The organism is Chitinophagaceae bacterium, from assembly GCA_016717285.1.
Taxonomy (GTDB): domain Bacteria; phylum Bacteroidota; class Bacteroidia; order Chitinophagales; family UBA10324; genus JACCZZ01.
The window spans coordinates 1,539,516-1,557,085 of sequence record JADKFU010000005.1 but is presented as its reverse complement, the minus strand read 5'-3'; the positions used below and the strand labels follow the sequence as shown (position 1 = coordinate 1,557,085).

Sequence of the window (17,570 nt, the reverse complement as noted above, 5' to 3'; positions counted from 1 at the left end):
CTGATCTATCAAATATAATCCATGTAATGTGTTAAAAAACCAAAGGAACTTTTATTCAGCATGTAATAAGAGGCCGAAGAATAAGAATACTCCTCAGGGTTGGCGAGGACGCCAGCCAGGGACAAAATCTTCAAATAAAAGCACCAGGAATACAGAATACCTTTTTAAACTTACCAAAATTGCGGTACCATATTGTCTGCCTTCAAAATAATTGGCAGCATTCAGGATGAATCCCGCTTATATTCTTCAGCTATCATGAAATTCTAACAGCCTGATTATCAATCAGCTTTTTGGATTGTAAGGTATTGTAAGCCTCCTTTAAGATAGTGTAAGGCCAAAAATTTGACAGCGTGTGACAACTCCCGCTTCTTTGCACCATTATTTATAACTACTGCAATGAGCAACGGACAAATTAAAACCGAGAGTGAAAAGGCGAAGGAAAAACTCGATGAAATAATTCAGAAGAAAAAGAAGAGATAGCAGGACTTCAGCATTTACTGCGTTCACTCGAAAATCCAACGCAACCGGAATCAGATCAACTAACAGAACAGGGCAAAAAAGATAACAACGCCAAAACCAACGAATAATAAAACAAACAACGAGCATCAATTTTCATCCATTCATAAACTTCAAAACCAAATTTTACACATGAAACAATTACGAATTACCCAACTACCCTTCTTTATCTTCATCCTTTGTGCTACAGGATTCACCTACGCACAGATTCCAGGCACCATTGACCCTTCATTTGCAACGAATGGAGTTCTTATTCTTGAACCCAACACTATTGGCACTGATGTAGCCAATGGCATGGAAGTGCTATCCAACGACAATGTGCTGTTGGCAGGAAGCACTGAAACTGCATTTGGCTTGTCAGATGCAGCCATCTACCGTATCCTGCCCGAGGGAACTGTCGATGTAACTTTTGGTGTAGGCGGCGTTTCCATTTTTGACTGTGGAGGCGTACAGGATTATGTACAGGCAATGAAAGTGTTATCCAATGGGAAAATAATTATTGCCGGCGGTATTTACGACGGTGGCTCGGATGTTGATTTCTTTGCGGCCCGGTTAACTGAAAACGGGTTCCTGGATCCTACATTCGGTACCAATGGCTTCACCGTTGTTTCAAACCCGGCAGGTGGAGGAGAAAATATTGTGAATGCGATCGCGATTCAACCGGATGGTAAAATTATTCTTGCAGGTTCATGGGCGGTTCCGGGATCAACAGATGATCATACCACCGTTGCACGTTTAAATGAAAATGGTGCTTTAGATATTTCTTTTGGCACGAACGGTTTCGCAAATATCACCAATTCAGGATTTGCCAATGATTATGCGTACGATGTGCTGTTGTTGAGTGATGGAAGCATCATCACTACAGGGTACGCAGATGTTTTAGAGCCGCGGGTGATTGTGGAAAAACTTAATAGCTCCGGAATACCTGATCCGACTTTTGGCACCAATGGTATCGCCATTTTTAATCTTACCACAGGATATGATGTAGCCTGGGCGATCAAGTTACATCCAAATGGAAAGATCATGATTGGAGGAAAAATAGGCATTGGTGGCCCTGCCAAATCAGATTTTCTGTTGATGGCCATCACGGCCAATGGAGCGCTTGATAACAGCTTTGGAGTTGGAGGTGTTGCCTCGAAAAATGTAAAAACTTCAGACGCAGCGCTGGATTTTATAGTGGAGCCCAGTGGCAAAATTGTACTTGCCGGAACTTCAGGCGGAAGCGGTCTTGGTGTGAACGATTACGCCATCTGCCGTTTCAATGAAAACGGAACGGTTGACTCTTCCTTCGGAACCAATGGCGCCACCGTTTCTGAAATCTCTTCTTTCTTTTCAGAAGCTGCTGTAATTGGTATGCAATCAAATGGCAAGCTGGTAGTTGGTGGTCGTGCCGCTACTGTTAAGAATGATTTCGCACTGGTTCGTTATTTCAGCGATCCGGTTGTTGCAACGTGTGCTGCTCCGGTTAATCCTGTTACGTCTGCTATTACTTCCACCAGCGCCACGCTTTCCTGGAGTAATCCTGCAAATGCAGCGTCATTCCAGGTAAGATATCGCAACACCAATGATCAGAACTGGACAAAGTTGTACGTGAACGCTACAAGTGTAACCCTCAATGGATTGACTCCCAGCCTAAAGTATGTATGGAACGTGAAAGCAAAATGTGACAATGGTACTTCTTACTATACTACCAACACCAAGTTTAAAACTTCTGCACAGCGCTTGGAGGATGCAACGATGGAACTGAACGGAGCTATGCAAGTATATCCCAATCCTTCCAGCGGAAATTTTCAGCTCTCTTTTAATACAGGCGAAAACGCAACAGCAACAGGTACCATTCAAATCGTCAACATTTTCGGACAGGTAGTGGATTCCAGAACTGCGAATATGGTGGATGGAGATCTTACAGAAACATTTCAGCTTTCGGGCGAGCTTGCTTCAGGAACTTACTTTGTAAAGCTTTCTGTAAATAATAAAATGTATAGCAGCAGGTTTGTTCTTCAATAATAATGCGCTGTTGATTAAACTTTGACAGGATTCTAATACTGCCATAGTTGGAGTCAGTTCAAGCTTATCTCACCGGGAAAGCCGGCCACCAGTTGGCCGGCTTTCCTGCTTTCAGCTTTAAAATCAATTGCGAAAAGAATTATCTTGTCCTGCCAACAATGGTGTAGTACGAGATGTTGAAAAGAATCTATTTCACCGCCCTTCTTCTCATTTTAATTTCAATAGGTGCGGATCATTCAAGTGCCGGTGTGCAATCAGCAATCGATAGTCTGAAAAAAGAAGCAGTAACAGCGGATCATCTTCAACAACGCATTGAAATTTATATCCGCCTTGCGAACCTCTATGAGCACGTGAATCCTGATTCTGCAAATTATTTTTCTTATGAAGCGCTCCGGCTCAGCGATTCGAAAACACCACCGGAAATCATGGGACGGATTTATGATTGTATGGGACATGTGGCTGTAATGCGCGACAGTTTAGACAAGGCCAGGGAAGTGTACGAGCAGGCAGCGCAGTATTTCAGTGAGGCAAATGAATGGCCGGAGCTTATTCATGTTTATATGGTGCTGGGAAACATTTACCTCGTGAAAGATCAGCTCGCAGATGCATTGACCTATTATCATAAAGGAATAGAGGGAGCTGAAAAATACAACATGAAGGCAATGCTCCCGCAATTTCAGTTGAACATGGGTACTATTTACTTCCAGGCAAAAAGTTATGACGATGCGCTGCACTATTTTAATCTCTCTCTTTCCCGGTTCCACGAAAACCACGATTCCGTTAATATTGGAATAGCATTGGAAAATATTGCGACTGTATACTCCAATCTGAATAAACTTGATTCTTCGGAAATGAATCATCTTAAAGCTCTGGAAATATTCCAGGCTCTTCACGACCATGCTAACCTCTCCAATTCCTACATGAATATTGGAGAAGTTCTTAGTAAGAAAAATAATGACACGGCAGCGCTCAGGTACCTGCAGCTAAGCCTTGACGAATATGACAAAATCGGAAATGAATATGCAGGACCACGATCTGTTATACGCGCAGAAGTGTGGATACAAACGGGGAGCATTTATCTGAAATTACATCAACCGGAAAAGGCACTGCTCTATCTTCACAAAGGATTCACACTTGCAAAAGAAAGCAGCCAGCTTTCATTAATGGCCACGGCATGTCAGGATCTTTCATCACTCTGGGAACAACGATCAGTGGCGGATTCTGCACTCTATTATTCAAAATTGCACAGTGTATATTATGAACAGCAGTTGAATGCGGACAACCTCCACGCGCTTTCTTACCAGGCTGCGAAATTTGAATTTGACCAGCGGACAAAAGCAGCCGAGCTGGCTCAAATGAAAGCAGATGCTCAAAGAAACAGCATCTACCTTATGCTGGCAATAGTAATCGGTGGTCTTTCCATTGCCATTTTGATCTTGTTCCTGCTGGTGAAGCTTGGAAGAAATCGTTTAAAGGAAGCCGCGTTGAAAAAACTCAACCTGGAAAATGAACTTGAATTCCGCAATAAAGAGCTTACTACGCACGTGATGTACCAGGTAAAAAACAAGGAGTTTATTTTGAAAATATCGGAGAAGCTTAAGAATGCAAGCCTGATGGATAATCCGGCATATTCGAAGATGCTCAAAGAAATTATTTCAGAAATGGATATAGACTCCAATACAGATTCCTGGAAAGAATTTGAGATTCGGTTTCAGCGTGTTTACATCAACTTCTACAAAAACCTTAGCGCGAGATTTCCGGATCTGACTCCAAATGAGCTTCGTACCTGTGCTTTTCTCAAGCTGAACATGTCGACAAAAGATATCGCCTCTATCACTTATCAAACCGTCAACAGTATTGATGTGGCACGTCACCGGTTGAGACAGAAACTTGGATTGGGAAAAGATGAAAACCTTATTTCTTTTCTCTCTCAATTCTAAAGCGTTTGGTTCTGTCTCTGCGAAAATGCAGGCAAGTGCTCTCGTTAAGATATTGGAATAGGCGGATACGGCCTGGAAAGGAAAAGGTAGCATTTCTTAAATCAAAATACTCTGTCCTTTGTTGGCGTCCTCGCCAACCACTGCATCCATACGAGGCTGATCTATCTAATATAATCTATGTAATGTGCTAAAAAACCAAAGGAACTTTTATGCAGCATGTAATAAGAGGCCGAAGAATAAGAATACTCCTCAGAGCGCGGGAATTTTTTTTTCTTATATTATAAGTAGACATTTAGTCTCACTACCCCAATTAATTTCCTAACCCTCAACTTAAGAACTATGAAAAACTTGAAGCTGATTCTGCTTTTCTCGATCGCGATATGGTGTATACCTGTCTTCGCGCAAAAAAACAAACCACAAACAAAGCAACCACCACAATCTTCAAAACCTAACATCCTGATCATCTGGGGTGATGACATTGGTCAGTTCAACATCAGCGCTTACAACCTGGGCATGATGGGTTACAAGACTCCGAACATTGACCGCATCGGTCAGGAAGGCGCACTCTTTACTGATTGGTACGGTCAACAGAGTTGTACTGCCGGACGTGCCGCCTTCATCACAGGTCAGTCGCCCATCCGCACTGGTCTCACCAAGGTTGGTCTTCCGGGTGCTCCAGAAGGTCTGATGCCGGAGGACCCAACTCTCGCCGACTTGGTGAAGCCCTACGGATATGCTACCGGGCAATTCGGAAAGAATCATCTTGGTGACCGCAATGAATTTTTGCCAACAGTGCATGGCTTCGATGAGTTCTTCGGCAACCTCTACCATCTGAATGCAGAAGAAGAACCGGAGAATGTTGACTATCCGAAGGATCCCAAGTTTAGATCGATGTTCGGCCCAAGGGGAGTGTTACACTGCTTTGCAACTGATGTAGATGATGCTACAGTTGACCCACGTTTCGGCAAAGTCGGCAAACAAAAGATTGAAGACACAGGACCCCTGACGAAGAAGCGCATGGAAACTGTGGACGGGGAATTCCTCAATGCAGCGATGGGTTTCATGGACAAAAATGCGAAGGCAGGCAAGCCATTCATGTGCTGGTTCAATTCAACCCGCATGCACATCTTCACGCATCTTAAGCCGGAATCAGAAGGAAAGACCGGCCTCGGAATTTACGCTGATGGTATGGTGGAGCATGATGCCATGGTCGGTCAGTTGCTCAATAAACTCAAAGAACTTGGCATTGACCAAAACACCATTGTGATGTATGCTACTGATAATGGAGCAGAAACTTTCACATGGCCGGATGGTGGCACCACTATATTCCGCGGTGAGAAGAATACCCAATGGGAAGGCGGCTATCGTGTGCCATGCCTGATTCGCTGGCCTGGTGTTATAAAGCCCGGCACGATCATCAACGATATTGGCGCACATGAGGATATGATTCCAACTTTGTTAGCCGCAGTAGGTGATACTGCAGTTAAAGAAGATTTGCTGAAAGGAAAGACCTATGGCGACAAGACTTTCAAGGTACATCTTGACGGATACAATCTACTTCCTTCTTTAAAGGGACAAGGCGAATGGACGCGTCATGAATTCATTTACTGGACTGATGATGGCAATTGTGCAGCGCTACGTTACAACAACTGGAAGGTAACCTTCCTGAGACAGAACGCCACTGGATTTGATGTGTGGTCTCATCCCTTCGAGGAACTTCGGGCACCCTTAATTGAAAATCTGCGGATGGATCCTTTAGAACGCGCCTCGGATGAAGGAATGGACTGGACACGCTGGATGGCTGAACGCATGTACGTGCTTGCCCCCGCCGGGGCATACGTGGGGCAATGGCTCCAAAGTTTTAAAGATTTTCCACCGCGTCAAAAGCCCGGTAGCTTTAACCTCGACCGCGTGATGGAATCAATGACCAAAGGTGCAGGAGAAAAGTAAAAAATAAAATGCCCTGGTACCAGCGGCCATCAATCTGATGGCCGTTGGTTCTATTGGAACCTTGAAAAAATAATTATCTGCCGCATGCATAATTTTTAAAAACTTTAATACCATGAAAAAAATCAATTTAGTACTTGTACTGATCATGTTTGCAGGAATTTCAAATTCGTTTGGTCAGTTTTAATATCGCTTCGTGGTCATGATTCTCATTGTTTGGTGCATTGTACCTGTTCAGCGCTTCATGCCAATCTTTTATTATTTCGTACTCTTGGCCTGTTATCCAGCCGTTGTCAATAGAATATTTATAGTTGTCATCAATATTCAAGTCGTCAAAGTAGCAAGAACAAAATTCTACGAATGACCAATGAGGATTAGTATTTGCCTTGTCGAGCCATGCCTTTTTTTGGAGATTCAGCGAAGTCAATTCATTAATGCAGTCGAGCCATCTTTCTCTCCATATTTCTTTTTCCATTATCATTTGTCGAAATGATAAACTTAGCGTTAGTGGTTCTTACCGTTTAGTATGCCTGAATTAAAACGTCCGTCGGAATATTCAACTTGTCATGGAGTTGCCTGATCATTTCCAAGGATAGTTTTCGCTTTCCACTCAATATTTCGCTTGCCCTGCTTTTAAGTCCGACAACCTTTGCCAGATCTGTCTGCGTATATCCAAGTTGCTCCATCCTGAATTTAATGGCTTCAATAGGGTCTGGCAGGCCGATCGGGAAATGTTCATTTTCATATTGGTCAACCAATATTCCTAATATCTCCAATTCATCACCTTGTGAAGTCCCTTTTTCCGCATCAAAAATTACTTCAAGCCTGCTGAGCGCTTGTTGGTAGTCCTTCTTGCTTTTTATTGGTTTTAAGTTCATAGTCGTCAAATTTTATTGGCTTCAATGCGGTCATATTCTTTGTGAGTTCCTATAAATCGGATCCACATCATTTGATAGTGAAAATTAATCTTAACAATCAGCCTGTAATTATTTCCCTTGATATTAAATACAACTCTGTTGTTACCGGGAATGCTTGCTGTTGGATATTCTTTCTTTATTTCGTTGGTATTCTTCCATTCACTCTTTTCAGCTTCCTGGTACCAGGATTTAAGTTGTTGTTCGCAATCCCGATGTTTTGCCCAAAACTCTCTGAGAATTTTCTTCGCAATTACTCTCAATTGATCATCTTTTGTCAAAGGTAAATAAAAGTTCCCGTATTGGGAAGTTGTTTTTTATGCCACCTCAATGTCTCTGCCTGAAAGCTTGTGTTGTGAGGTGGCGGGACACAGGGGAATTCCGCGCTACATGGTTTTGTTTTGGATGAACATATTAGTGCTGCATTTTACGTATTGGGCAAACTTGTCAATTTCCAATAGCACACTATGCACAGGGTTTTGATTGAACAGTGAAGTCGTTTGGTTCCAGATTAATCCCATTTTGTTTATGATTTAAAGAAATGAGAAATTAGTCGTGGTGCAAATGACCTCTGCTCAAAATCTGGCGACGGCGGCGGTGTATATTTCCTTAAGACTTCTCCAAAACGTATGCGCGATGTTTTTCAAAGCTGTTAATCTTCATTTGAAATAGGGGAATAAATTCTTTAAGTTCTTCAATCTTGCTTGTTACAGAATTGAAAACAACTATACTCAACGGATACTTTTCAAAATTTTGTTGATTCTTCAAATTTTTGTCGATGGTCAAAAGTATTTCAAATTGACTTTCCACGCAGCGTCTCATGAGTTCACCATTTTTTATTCCACTCCATTTCATCTCTCTAACTGTAGCAACTTCATGACCAATTAGAAAAGGCTTCAAGTGCTTTGTTACGCATTCATCAAGCAATATTTTCATGTAGAATATTTGAAGATGATTCTAACAAGTTCTTTGACATTTCAAGTAATCTGATAACCTGCTCCCTGGTAACACCTTCAAAATCATCAAGGAAAAAGTCAATTGATTCGCCGGTTTCTATATAATCAAATAGGTTTTTAATAGGCACCCTGGTTCCGTTAAAAACCGGAGTTCCACCGAGTATTTCCGGGTCAATGTTGATGATTTGATCTTTCATGTTTTTTGTAATTATACTCGCAAATTTAAAAACTTTGTTTGGTTGTTGTTTGGTAATGTCAAGAGGTTTTTATACTCGCTCTCCATGCTCCACATGCTGGCGCAAGGTGCCGTGTGTCCCGTTAAAACTCTAAAGTCCAAAACCCGATTTTATCGGAACCAACAATAAATCTCCAATCCCTTTTCCTTTCTGTAATAATCCAGGCTGTCAACGCTTATTGAAAAGTATTCATCGCGAACAAATAGATCAATCCAGTTGATTATGGCAAAGCTAACAAAGTAAAGCCCTTCTTTATTTAGAAATTTGTATTTGCGGCTCATGATTGCGGGCAATTTTTTGCCAATCCCAATTAACCGGAAATTAGCGGTAGTTTTTTTGTTTCATTTATTCACTTTCCTGTTTAGGGCTTTAGTTTTTTAATCCAATAATTGTATTATTCTCTGGATTTCGTTTGGAATATTTTATTATCAAAGAGTCACCTACATTCACTGAATTAGCTTCAGCTACTTCAGTGAATGTAGAATAATGATTTTTTAAAACTTTAAATTCACCTTTATACAACCATTCATATTCCTGGCTTTTATATTTTTTTTTCAGAAGCCGTGTCACCGAAAGGGACACGGCTTTTTAATTGCGCCTTACTTGTTAGTCCGTGTCATTCCTGATCTCCTGCCGCTATTATTATTTCCCGCGTTCCCTTTTATTATTGACTACTTTACCTTCTTCAAATTACTCTTGAGATAACACCGAAAGCAATACACATGTCCCGTCAAAAAGTATTCTTGCTGATTATTTTCTGTACAGTAATGGAGCTTGCAGCAAATGCACAATCCATCAGGCGACTTGATAAAAGCAAGATCTCTTTTGCCGCGATGGACGATTCCATTCAATACTTAGTGAATGCAGCCAACGTGCAGGGATTGGCCATCAGTGTTTTTAACAACAACAAGCCTGTCTATAAAAAAACATTTGGATACAAGCGGATCGACACAAAGGAGCCGATAAAAAACAGCACAAATATTTATGGTGCTTCTTTAAGCAAGCCGGTGTTTGCGCTTATGGTGATGCAACTGGCAGAAGAAGGTGTTCTTGATTTGGATAAGCCGCTGCAGGATTATTTACCGAAACCCATTTATGAATACACGCCCACTAAAAAATGGCACGACAACTACAGCGATCTGAAAACTGATACATTGTATAAGAAGATCACAGCGAGAATGTGCCTTGATCATACATCCGGATTTCCCAATTGGCGATGGTATGAACCGGATCAAAAGCTGAGAGTTGATTTTACGCCTGGTTCGCGGTATAGTTATTCGGGAGAAGGTCTGGTATATCTTCAAGTGGTATTGGAGCATTTGCTTGGAAAATCATTGGAAGAAATGATGCAGGAAAAAGTTTTCAAACCATTGGGAATGAACAATTCTTCTTACACGTGGCAACAAAAATTTGAAAGTGATTATTGTTTAGGCCATAATGCTACAGGGGAGCTGTATGAAAAGATAAGGACAACGATGCCCGTTCTGCCAGCACGCTGGAAACCACACTCGATGACTTGACACTTTTTTATGGAAGCTATGCTGACGAGTACACTTATAAAGCCATCCACTACAAAACAAATGTTTACACCACAGATCAGGATCCGGTCGATCCAGCAATTTGGTCCATTGCAGTTCCGTGATTCTACATCCAATGATGCGATTGAATTGAGTTATGGTTTGGGCTGGGTACTGTTACAATCACCCTATGGCACAGGTGCTTTCAAAGAAGGACATGGAGACGGTTTTCAACACTACGTTATTTTATTTCCTGAGCAAGGAACAGCCATGCTGATCCTCAGCAACAGTGATAATGCCGAAAGTATTTTTAAATACTTGTTGAAGACCTGTATCGGCGATACTTTTACTCCATGGTATTGGGAGAATTATATTCCCTACGATCAGAAAAGAAATTAACAAAGCTCATAAAAAAAGACCGTGCATTTTGCACAGGCTCTTTTAGCATCAAATAAATACTACGTCTATTTTAATCCCAAGATTTCAAGATGCGCCTTGTCCTTCGAAGTGGCAGGAACAGTTTTGTAGGTGATACGAATGCTCTTTATCGCCCGTTCTTTTCCGTTGAGGTCAAGGTCATGGGTTTCTTCACCTGACTTGAGAATTTTGCGTACCTCAATGTCCTGTACCTCTTCGTTTTCGTACATAACTTTCAGGTCCAGGATTTCGATATCCTACACCGCCGTTTCTCCGCCGGCAAGGTTTCGAGGGGAGCAAGCGGGACCAGCGGCGGTATAAAATTTTTTTCAGATCTCCTAGTATGAACGGAAGTGTTTTTGCTGGTTCAGCTTTACTGATGATCAAGTGAACATGATTCGTCATTAAAACATACGCATGTACTTCAATACATTTATACAATCGCATTTAATATAACGGTATTTTGATTTCCGCACAAGTCCGCCTTGCCTCAGGGCTCTGCCAAGACTTGCGCTAGTGGTGACGGTGTAAAGTGAGAAGCATGTCATCTTTTAAAAGCTAAAGCCATTTTCCGGCAGAATATTTTTCCCTGTGGCCACGGCAGATGATATCCACTTGAATGATCGTTACTCCCGGCAAAAATTCACTTCCCGCTTAATAATCCAACGCTCCCGAACAATAACAGGATTTGTTTCCCGCACAATTCATGTGTTAATTTTACCATTGCTTTAGATTTCAGTGAAGCATTATATTATCATAACTTAGAGTTTCATAAATATTTGGATTAATAAAATGAAAAAATACTACCTGGTTGTCACTTTACTTTTTTCTCTCTCCTGTCCCTTTACTACCATCGCGCAAAACCTTCTATGGGCTAAGAGTGCCGGCAGCGCTTTCAATGATATTGGCCATGCCATAAAGGTGGATGCTTCCGGAAATGTGTACACCACCGGAACCTTCCAGGGAACAGTGGATTTTGATGCGGGTGCCGGAACCTATAACCTCACGTCATCAGGTGATGATGATATTTACATTCTAAAATCAGATCCAACCGGCAATTTTATCTGGGCTAAAAAATTTGGGGGCGGTGGGCTTGATCATGTGTTTTCGATGATTCTGGATCAATCGGGTAACGTGTACACAATGGGTACCTTTCTTGGAACCGTAGACTTTGACCCTGGTACGTCAACCTACAACCTTTCTTCTGCCGGTATGGACGATGCCTTTATCTCTAAACTGGATACCGCAGGAAATTTTATATGGGCTAAGAGCTGGGGCAGCACCGACCAGGATGAAGCCTTTGCTGCAGCACTCGATTATTCCGGGAATGTATATGTGACAGGAGATTATTTCGGAACAGTCGACTTTGATCCGGGTACGGCAAACTATAACCTGACAGCCGCAGGTGGATATGATATTTTTATTTTGAAACTGGACGCAAATGGAAATTTTTCCTGGGTCAAAAGTATGGGCGGCCCGATCTGGGACTTTGCCCTTTCGGTTGCTATAGATGGATCCGGAAATGTATATACGATCGGTTATTTTGATGGCACCGCTGATTTTGATCCCGGCACCAGCACGTATAACCTTACCTCCGCAGGAAATTATGATGTGGTTATTTCGAAGCTCGATGCGTCCGGCAATTTTATATGGGCCGATCGGATGGGAGGAAGCGATGTGGATTACGGATTCGAAGTAACCACAGATGTTGCAGGAAATGTGTTCATAGCCGGTGAGTTTAAAGGAACTGCCGACTTTGACCCAGGCACTGGAGTAAATAACCTGACATCGCAGGGCACGTATGACATGTTTATTTGCAAGCTGGATAATGCGGGAAATTTAGGTTGGGTTAAGAGCATTAGCGGCACTTTGGTGGAGTATGTAAATTCCATGTCGCTTGATGCTGATGGAAATATTTACTCCACCGGTTATTTCCAGGGGACAACGGACTTCGACCCCGGAACAGGCACCACCAATGTTACTGCAACTGGAGACGACGATATTTTTATTTGCAAATTAGATGCGTCGGGAAATCTTATTTGGGTAAAAAACATTGGTGGCGATGGAAATGATATCGGAGTTGGAATGACGCTGGATGCGGATAAGAACATTTATGTAACGGGATATTTTACTGAAACCGTTGATTTTGATCCCGAAGCTACCACCTATGAATTGACTTCATCCGGAGGTTTAGATGCTTTTCAAATGAAAGTGGGTAATGCCAACCAGACAGGCATTCACGAAACTTCCGGTTCCATTGGCGAGGTAACCATTTATCCCAATCCCGGCCAGGGATTTTTCCATGTAGCATGTCAACACGTGATTGATGAATTAAAAATTACGAATGGATTCGGACAAACAGTGCATCAGTTTCACCCAAACAATAATACCTGCGATTTTTTTGTGCTGGAAAAAGGAATGTATTTTATTCAGATCAGTTCAGGCGGAAGCAGGGTTACGAAAAAGATAGTGGTGGGCTATTGAAATCAATAGGACTGAGTTGAGTCTCGCTACACTGGGGAAAATGCAAGCCAATTGATGTTTAATTTAAAATCCACCTTGTATAAATCATTAAGTGATCATGAAGAGTTTAGAAACGAGAATGTGATATTAGAAAACTTTTATGATACTGTGCAAAGCAATCCGATAAGTTATCTCTATCGTGTTGACTCATTGATTGGCGCCATGTCCGATACTGCAATCGGTGTTGCTGGAATTGAAATTATTCGACAATTGGCAACTATTGAAAATGACAGGATTGAAGATGACGAGGTATTTATAGACAATCGTAAAGCTGTAAATGAAATCTTTCTGAATAACTTTAATAGCACAGGGTTTGCTTTCAGCTCTGGGGAAATTTCGGATCTTTTTAATATTGCTGATCAGTGTCCTTATGAAGGAGGCCTTGCAGTGTTCAAAGCGAGAGTCTTGCTCAGAAGTGTCAATGACACCCTCTTTTGGAATGATAGAGATATCTGCGATGTGAGTCCAAAGGTGCATGATAGCTATAAAGGAATTCTTAGCTTTTTTTCTTTATACCCTAATCCAACCGATGGGATTGTGAAATTTAAGTATTCATATGATACCACAGAACCCTGTTTTGTAATTTTGCAGGATATTCTTGGCAGAAATTTAAAAACAATTAGCTTAATGAATAAATCCGGCGAAATAGAGATTGATCTTTCGCAATTTAGCCCTACTTTCTATAACTTGTTTATTCGTTCTAATGATCAACTACAATTAATTGATAAAGTAATTCTCATTAATGATTAAATTATGAGAACTGCTCTTATAGTATTATTAGGAATTGGAGGAATTATTCATTGTAATGATGGAAATGCTCAAAACAGAAACAATGTTTGGATGATGGGTTTTGATTTCGATAAGACGCAAGGACTTTATTTCAGCAATGGTAATCTGGACACATTTACTTTCAATAAATCGATGTTTTTTTATTTCACTGATGCCTCTATCTGTGATACGACTGGAGAACTACTTTTTTATACCAATGGTAGTTACATTAAGAACCGGAATCACGATAGCTTATGGAATACTGCAGATTTCAATCCTGGATTTGTAACTGAAGAATATATCTATGGTTTACCAATTCCTCAGGGAGCTTTGGTGATACCCAAACCTGAGGATGATAAAACTTTTTATCTATTTCACGAATCCGCAGAGGAAATTTTTCCTCCAACCGGTTATGATGGTCAACCATTGGAATTAAGATACAGCGAAGTTGATATGACATTAGATGGAGGACTTGGAGGAATTGTAGCTGACAAAAAGAAAATACCTATTATAATTGACACAATGACTTTAGGCCGTTTAACGGCTTGTAAACATGCAAACGGAAGGGATTGGTGGGTGATCAGCCATGAATATCGCACTAACAAATATTACAAACTCCTTGTTAATCCAGATGGTATTTTCGGACCTTATGAGCAAAATATCGGATCTCCTATGATCTATGATATTTATGGTTATGCAGTATTTTCTCCTGATGGCAACTGGTATGCAAACCTGAGCCCCAAAGACAGCGTTGACATTCAACAATTTGACCGTTGCACCGGTGAGTTCAGTAATCAAATTTTGATTAATGTTCCTGATTCTTCATTAATCACAAGTTGTATGTTTTCCGCGAACAGTCGATTTTTATACGTTATTGGTTTTCTAAATGTATTTCAATATGACATGTTGGCAAGTGATATTCCATCTTCTGTAATTCATGTAGCAACTTATGATACCTCGCAAACTGGTTTACCTAGATGGTTCCGGTTATCCCAATTAGCGCCGGATAACAAAATTTATATTTCGACTAGCAACGGTACTTATTATCTTCATACAATAAACAATCCGGATTCGCTAGGACTAAGCTGTGATTTAGTTCAAAGCTCAATAGTATTACCGCACTTCAATATTACCAGCATTCCCAATTTTCCCAACTACGATCTAGGGCCTTTAATAAATTCACCTTGTGATACGCTTTATAATTCAACTGAGGACATATTTATATTTCAAAACAACTTTCATATTGCTCCCAATCCGGCAAAGGAATGGCTCAATGTTGTTTACAGTACAAAAGAAGATTGCCTGCTGAATTTATATGACATCAATGGTGTAAAAGTAGCATTCGTCTCTTTATTCCACTACTTCAAAAATCGGTTGTTAAATGTGAGGGGTTTGTCTTCCGGCGTTTACCTGGCATCGGTAACATGTGAAGGAAAAATGGTTTGGAGCGAGAAGGTGGTGGTTCAACATTAAAACGTGAATTTTTTATTTATTTTGAGAATGTGCATGTCCAACATAGTACAAATCCTTGAGTGATAATGAAGAGCTTAGAAACGAAAATGTAATATTGGAAAATTTCTATGATACCGTACAAAGCAATCCGATAAGTTACATTTATAGAGTTGACTCACTAATTGGCGCAATGTCTGATACTGCAATTGGTGATACTGAAATTGAAATGCTTCGGCAATTAGCAATTGTGGAAAATGACCGGATTGATGATGATGAGATATTTATTGACAATCGCAAAGCCGTAAACGAAATCTTTCTAAATTCATTTCAAACAACAGGGTTTGTTTTTAGCTCTGGTGAAATTTCGGGTCTTTTTAGTATTGCAGACCAGTGTCCGTATGAAGGAGGCGTGGCAGTATTTAAAGCGAGAGCGTTGCTCAGAAGTGTCATTGACACACTCTTTTGGAATGATAGAGATATTTGTGATGTAAGCCCGAAAATTTATGAGAGTAGCCAAGTTCAACTAAACTCTTTTTCTGTTTATCCTAATCCCACCTCTGGTATTTTCACATTTAAATACTCATTTCATCAAACTGAAACATGCCTCATAGTTTTGCAGGATGTTATTGGACAAAACCTAAAAACGATTTGGTTAAGTAACAAATCTGGAGAAATAGATATTGATCTTTCGCAATTTGGGTCAGGAATCTATAGCCTATTTCTTAATTCAAGTGATGATCTACAATTGATTGAAAAAGTAATTCTAATTAAGTATTAAACTATGAAAAATATTGTAATACTAATATTAGGAATTATAAGAATTATTTACTGTAATTATGGTAAAGCTCAAAATAGAAATAATGTTTGGATGATGGGCTCTGATTTTGATAAGACCCAAGGACTCTATTTTAGCAATGGAAACCTGGACACATTTACTGTCAATAAATCATTTTTTTTTTATTTCACTGATGCATCAATTAGTGACACGACAGGAGAATTGCTTTTTTATACCAACGGCAGTTACGTCAAAAATGGGAATCACGATAGCTTATGGAATACCGCAGATTTTAATCCTGGATTTACAACTGATGAATATATCTATGGCTTACCAATTACTCAAGGTGCAATAGTGCTTCCAAAACCTGGAGATGCCAATAAATATTTATTGTTTCATGAATCAGCTGATGAGATTTTTCTACTTCCCGGTTATGATGTAAACCCACTTTCATTGCGCTATAGCTTGATTGACATGGCCCTTGATAATTCATTAGGAGGAATTGACCCTAACCAAAAAAGTGTGGTTCTTATAGGTGATACTTTAACAAATGGTCGCTTAACAGCTTGCAAACATGCAAACGGCCGAGACTGGTGGTTGATCAGCCATGAATATCGCTCCAACAAATATTATAAGCTGCTTGTCACTCCAGATGGTATATTCGGACCTTATGAGCAAAATATCGGATCACCTATGATCTATGATATTTATGGTTATGCTGTATTTTCTCCTGATGGAAATTGGTATGCAAACCTGAGCCCAAGAGACAGTGTTGACATTCAGCAATTCAACCGTTGCACAGGTGAATTCAGCAATCATATTTTACTTAATGTTCCGGATTCATCGTTAATCACAACTTGTATGTTTTCGGCGAACAGTCGATTTTTATATGTTATTGGGTTTCTAAATGTTTTTCAGTATGATATGTGGTCCAGTGATATTCCCGCTTCAGTAGTTCATGTAGCATCTTATGATACTTCGCAAACCGGTTTACCGAGGTGGTTTCGTTTGGCTCAACTGGCGCCGGATAATAAGGTATACATTTCAACAAGTAATAGTACTTTATATCTTCATGTAATCAATCATCCTGATTCGTTAGGATTAGAATGCGATTTGGTTCAAAGTGCAATTGTTTTACCTCATAAAAATGGTACAAGCATTCCTAATTTTCCAAATTATGATCTTGGCGCATTAATAAATTCACCTTGTGATACGCTTTATAATTCAACTGAGGACATATTTATATTTCAAAACAACTTTCATATTGCTCCTAATCCTGCAAAGGAATGGCTAAATATTGTTTATAGTACTAAGGAAGATTGCCTGCTGATCTTGTATGATATCAATGGAGTCAGAGTAGCGTCGGTCAGTTTGTTTCATTATTTCAAAAACCGGTTAATGGACGTGAGTCAATTACCGGCAGGGGTTTATTTGGCCACCGTAAGTTGCAAAGGAGAAAGGGTTTGGAGTGAGAACGTGGTGGTGCAACATTGAAAGGTGTGAGGTTACACCGCCGCCGTGTCTCCGCCGGCAAGGTTTCGAGTGGAGCAAGCGGGACACGGGGGAATTCTGTGCTATGAATTCCCCCGTGTCCCGCTTGCT

14 protein-coding genes and 1 pseudogene are annotated in these 17,570 nt (G+C 40.5%); 9 read left to right on the top strand and 6 right to left on the bottom strand.

Going from position 1 to position 17,570, the window contains the following annotated elements; genetic code table 11:
- The first annotated feature begins 648 nt into the window (after positions 1-648).
- The 3 genes from IPO83_16190 to IPO83_16180 all read left to right on the top strand — a co-directional run bounded on the left by IPO83_16190 (position 649) and on the right by IPO83_16180 (position 6,413).
- On the top strand, positions 649-2,523 hold the full coding sequence (locus IPO83_16190) for a T9SS type A sorting domain-containing protein (protein MBK9732792.1): 1,875 nt from the start codon (positions 649-651) through the stop codon (positions 2,521-2,523).
- A gap of 173 nt (positions 2,524-2,696) precedes the next feature.
- Positions 2,697-4,463 (top strand): tetratricopeptide repeat protein, encoded by a 1,767-nt coding sequence (locus tag IPO83_16185; protein ID MBK9732791.1) that lies wholly within the window; start codon positions 2,697-2,699, stop codon positions 4,461-4,463.
- 339 nt (positions 4,464-4,802) lie between these two features.
- On the top strand, positions 4,803-6,413 hold the full coding sequence (locus IPO83_16180) for an arylsulfatase (GenBank protein ID MBK9732790.1): 1,611 nt from the start codon (positions 4,803-4,805) through the stop codon (positions 6,411-6,413).
- A 160-nt stretch (positions 6,414-6,573) separates the two neighbouring features.
- On the opposite strand, the gene IPO83_16175 is transcribed toward IPO83_16180, so the two are convergent.
- The 5 genes from IPO83_16175 to IPO83_16155 form a co-directional block, all read right to left on the bottom strand.
- A complete protein-coding gene (locus IPO83_16175) occupies positions 6,574-6,885 on the bottom strand; it encodes a hypothetical protein (GenBank protein ID MBK9732789.1) in 312 nt (103 codons plus the stop codon).
- Positions 6,886-6,931: 46 nt separating this feature from the next.
- Complete coding sequence (locus IPO83_16170; GenBank protein ID MBK9732788.1) at positions 6,932-7,288, bottom strand: helix-turn-helix domain-containing protein; 357 nt, start codon at positions 7,286-7,288, stop codon at positions 6,932-6,934.
- Positions 7,289-7,293: 5 nt separating this feature from the next.
- Entirely contained in the window at positions 7,294-7,587 is a 294-nt protein-coding gene (locus tag IPO83_16165; GenBank protein MBK9732787.1) for a type II toxin-antitoxin system HigB family toxin, read from the bottom strand.
- Between the two features lie 346 nt (positions 7,588-7,933).
- Positions 7,934-8,260 (bottom strand): DUF5615 family PIN-like protein, encoded by a 327-nt coding sequence (locus IPO83_16160; protein MBK9732786.1) that lies wholly within the window; start codon positions 8,258-8,260, stop codon positions 7,934-7,936.
- On the bottom strand, positions 8,244-8,477 hold the full coding sequence (locus IPO83_16155) for a DUF433 domain-containing protein (protein MBK9732785.1): 234 nt from the start codon (positions 8,475-8,477) through the stop codon (positions 8,244-8,246). The genes IPO83_16160 and IPO83_16155 overlap by 17 nt, the downstream gene beginning before the upstream one ends.
- A 761-nt stretch (positions 8,478-9,238) precedes the next feature.
- On the opposite strand from IPO83_16155, the pseudogene IPO83_16150 reads away from it, so the two are divergent.
- Positions 9,239-10,432: pseudogene (locus IPO83_16150) on the top strand (beta-lactamase family protein).
- Positions 10,433-10,497: 65 nt separating this feature from the next.
- On the opposite strand, the gene IPO83_16145 reads toward IPO83_16150, so the two are convergent.
- Positions 10,498-10,680: a hypothetical protein gene (locus IPO83_16145; GenBank protein ID MBK9732784.1), complete on the bottom strand. Its 183-nt coding sequence runs from the start codon at positions 10,678-10,680 to the stop codon at positions 10,498-10,500.
- Positions 10,681-11,242: 562 nt separating this feature from the next.
- Here IPO83_16145 and IPO83_16140 point away from each other — a divergent pair.
- The 5 genes from IPO83_16140 to IPO83_16120 all read left to right on the top strand — a co-directional run bounded on the left by IPO83_16140 (position 11,243) and on the right by IPO83_16120 (position 17,462).
- Complete coding sequence (locus tag IPO83_16140; GenBank protein ID MBK9732783.1) at positions 11,243-12,934, top strand: T9SS type A sorting domain-containing protein; 1,692 nt, start codon at positions 11,243-11,245, stop codon at positions 12,932-12,934.
- A gap of 75 nt (positions 12,935-13,009) precedes the next feature.
- Positions 13,010-13,723: a hypothetical protein gene (locus IPO83_16135; GenBank protein MBK9732782.1), complete on the top strand. Its 714-nt coding sequence runs from the start codon at positions 13,010-13,012 to the stop codon at positions 13,721-13,723.
- A gap of 3 nt (positions 13,724-13,726) precedes the next feature.
- Entirely contained in the window at positions 13,727-15,214 is a 1,488-nt protein-coding gene (locus tag IPO83_16130; protein MBK9732781.1) for a T9SS type A sorting domain-containing protein, read from the top strand.
- Positions 15,215-15,269: 55 nt separating this feature from the next.
- Positions 15,270-15,971 (top strand): T9SS type A sorting domain-containing protein, encoded by a 702-nt coding sequence (locus IPO83_16125; protein ID MBK9732780.1) that lies wholly within the window; start codon positions 15,270-15,272, stop codon positions 15,969-15,971.
- 3 nt (positions 15,972-15,974) lie between these two features.
- Entirely contained in the window at positions 15,975-17,462 is a 1,488-nt protein-coding gene (locus IPO83_16120; protein ID MBK9732779.1) for a T9SS type A sorting domain-containing protein, read from the top strand.
- Positions 17,463-17,570 lie beyond the last annotated feature (108 nt).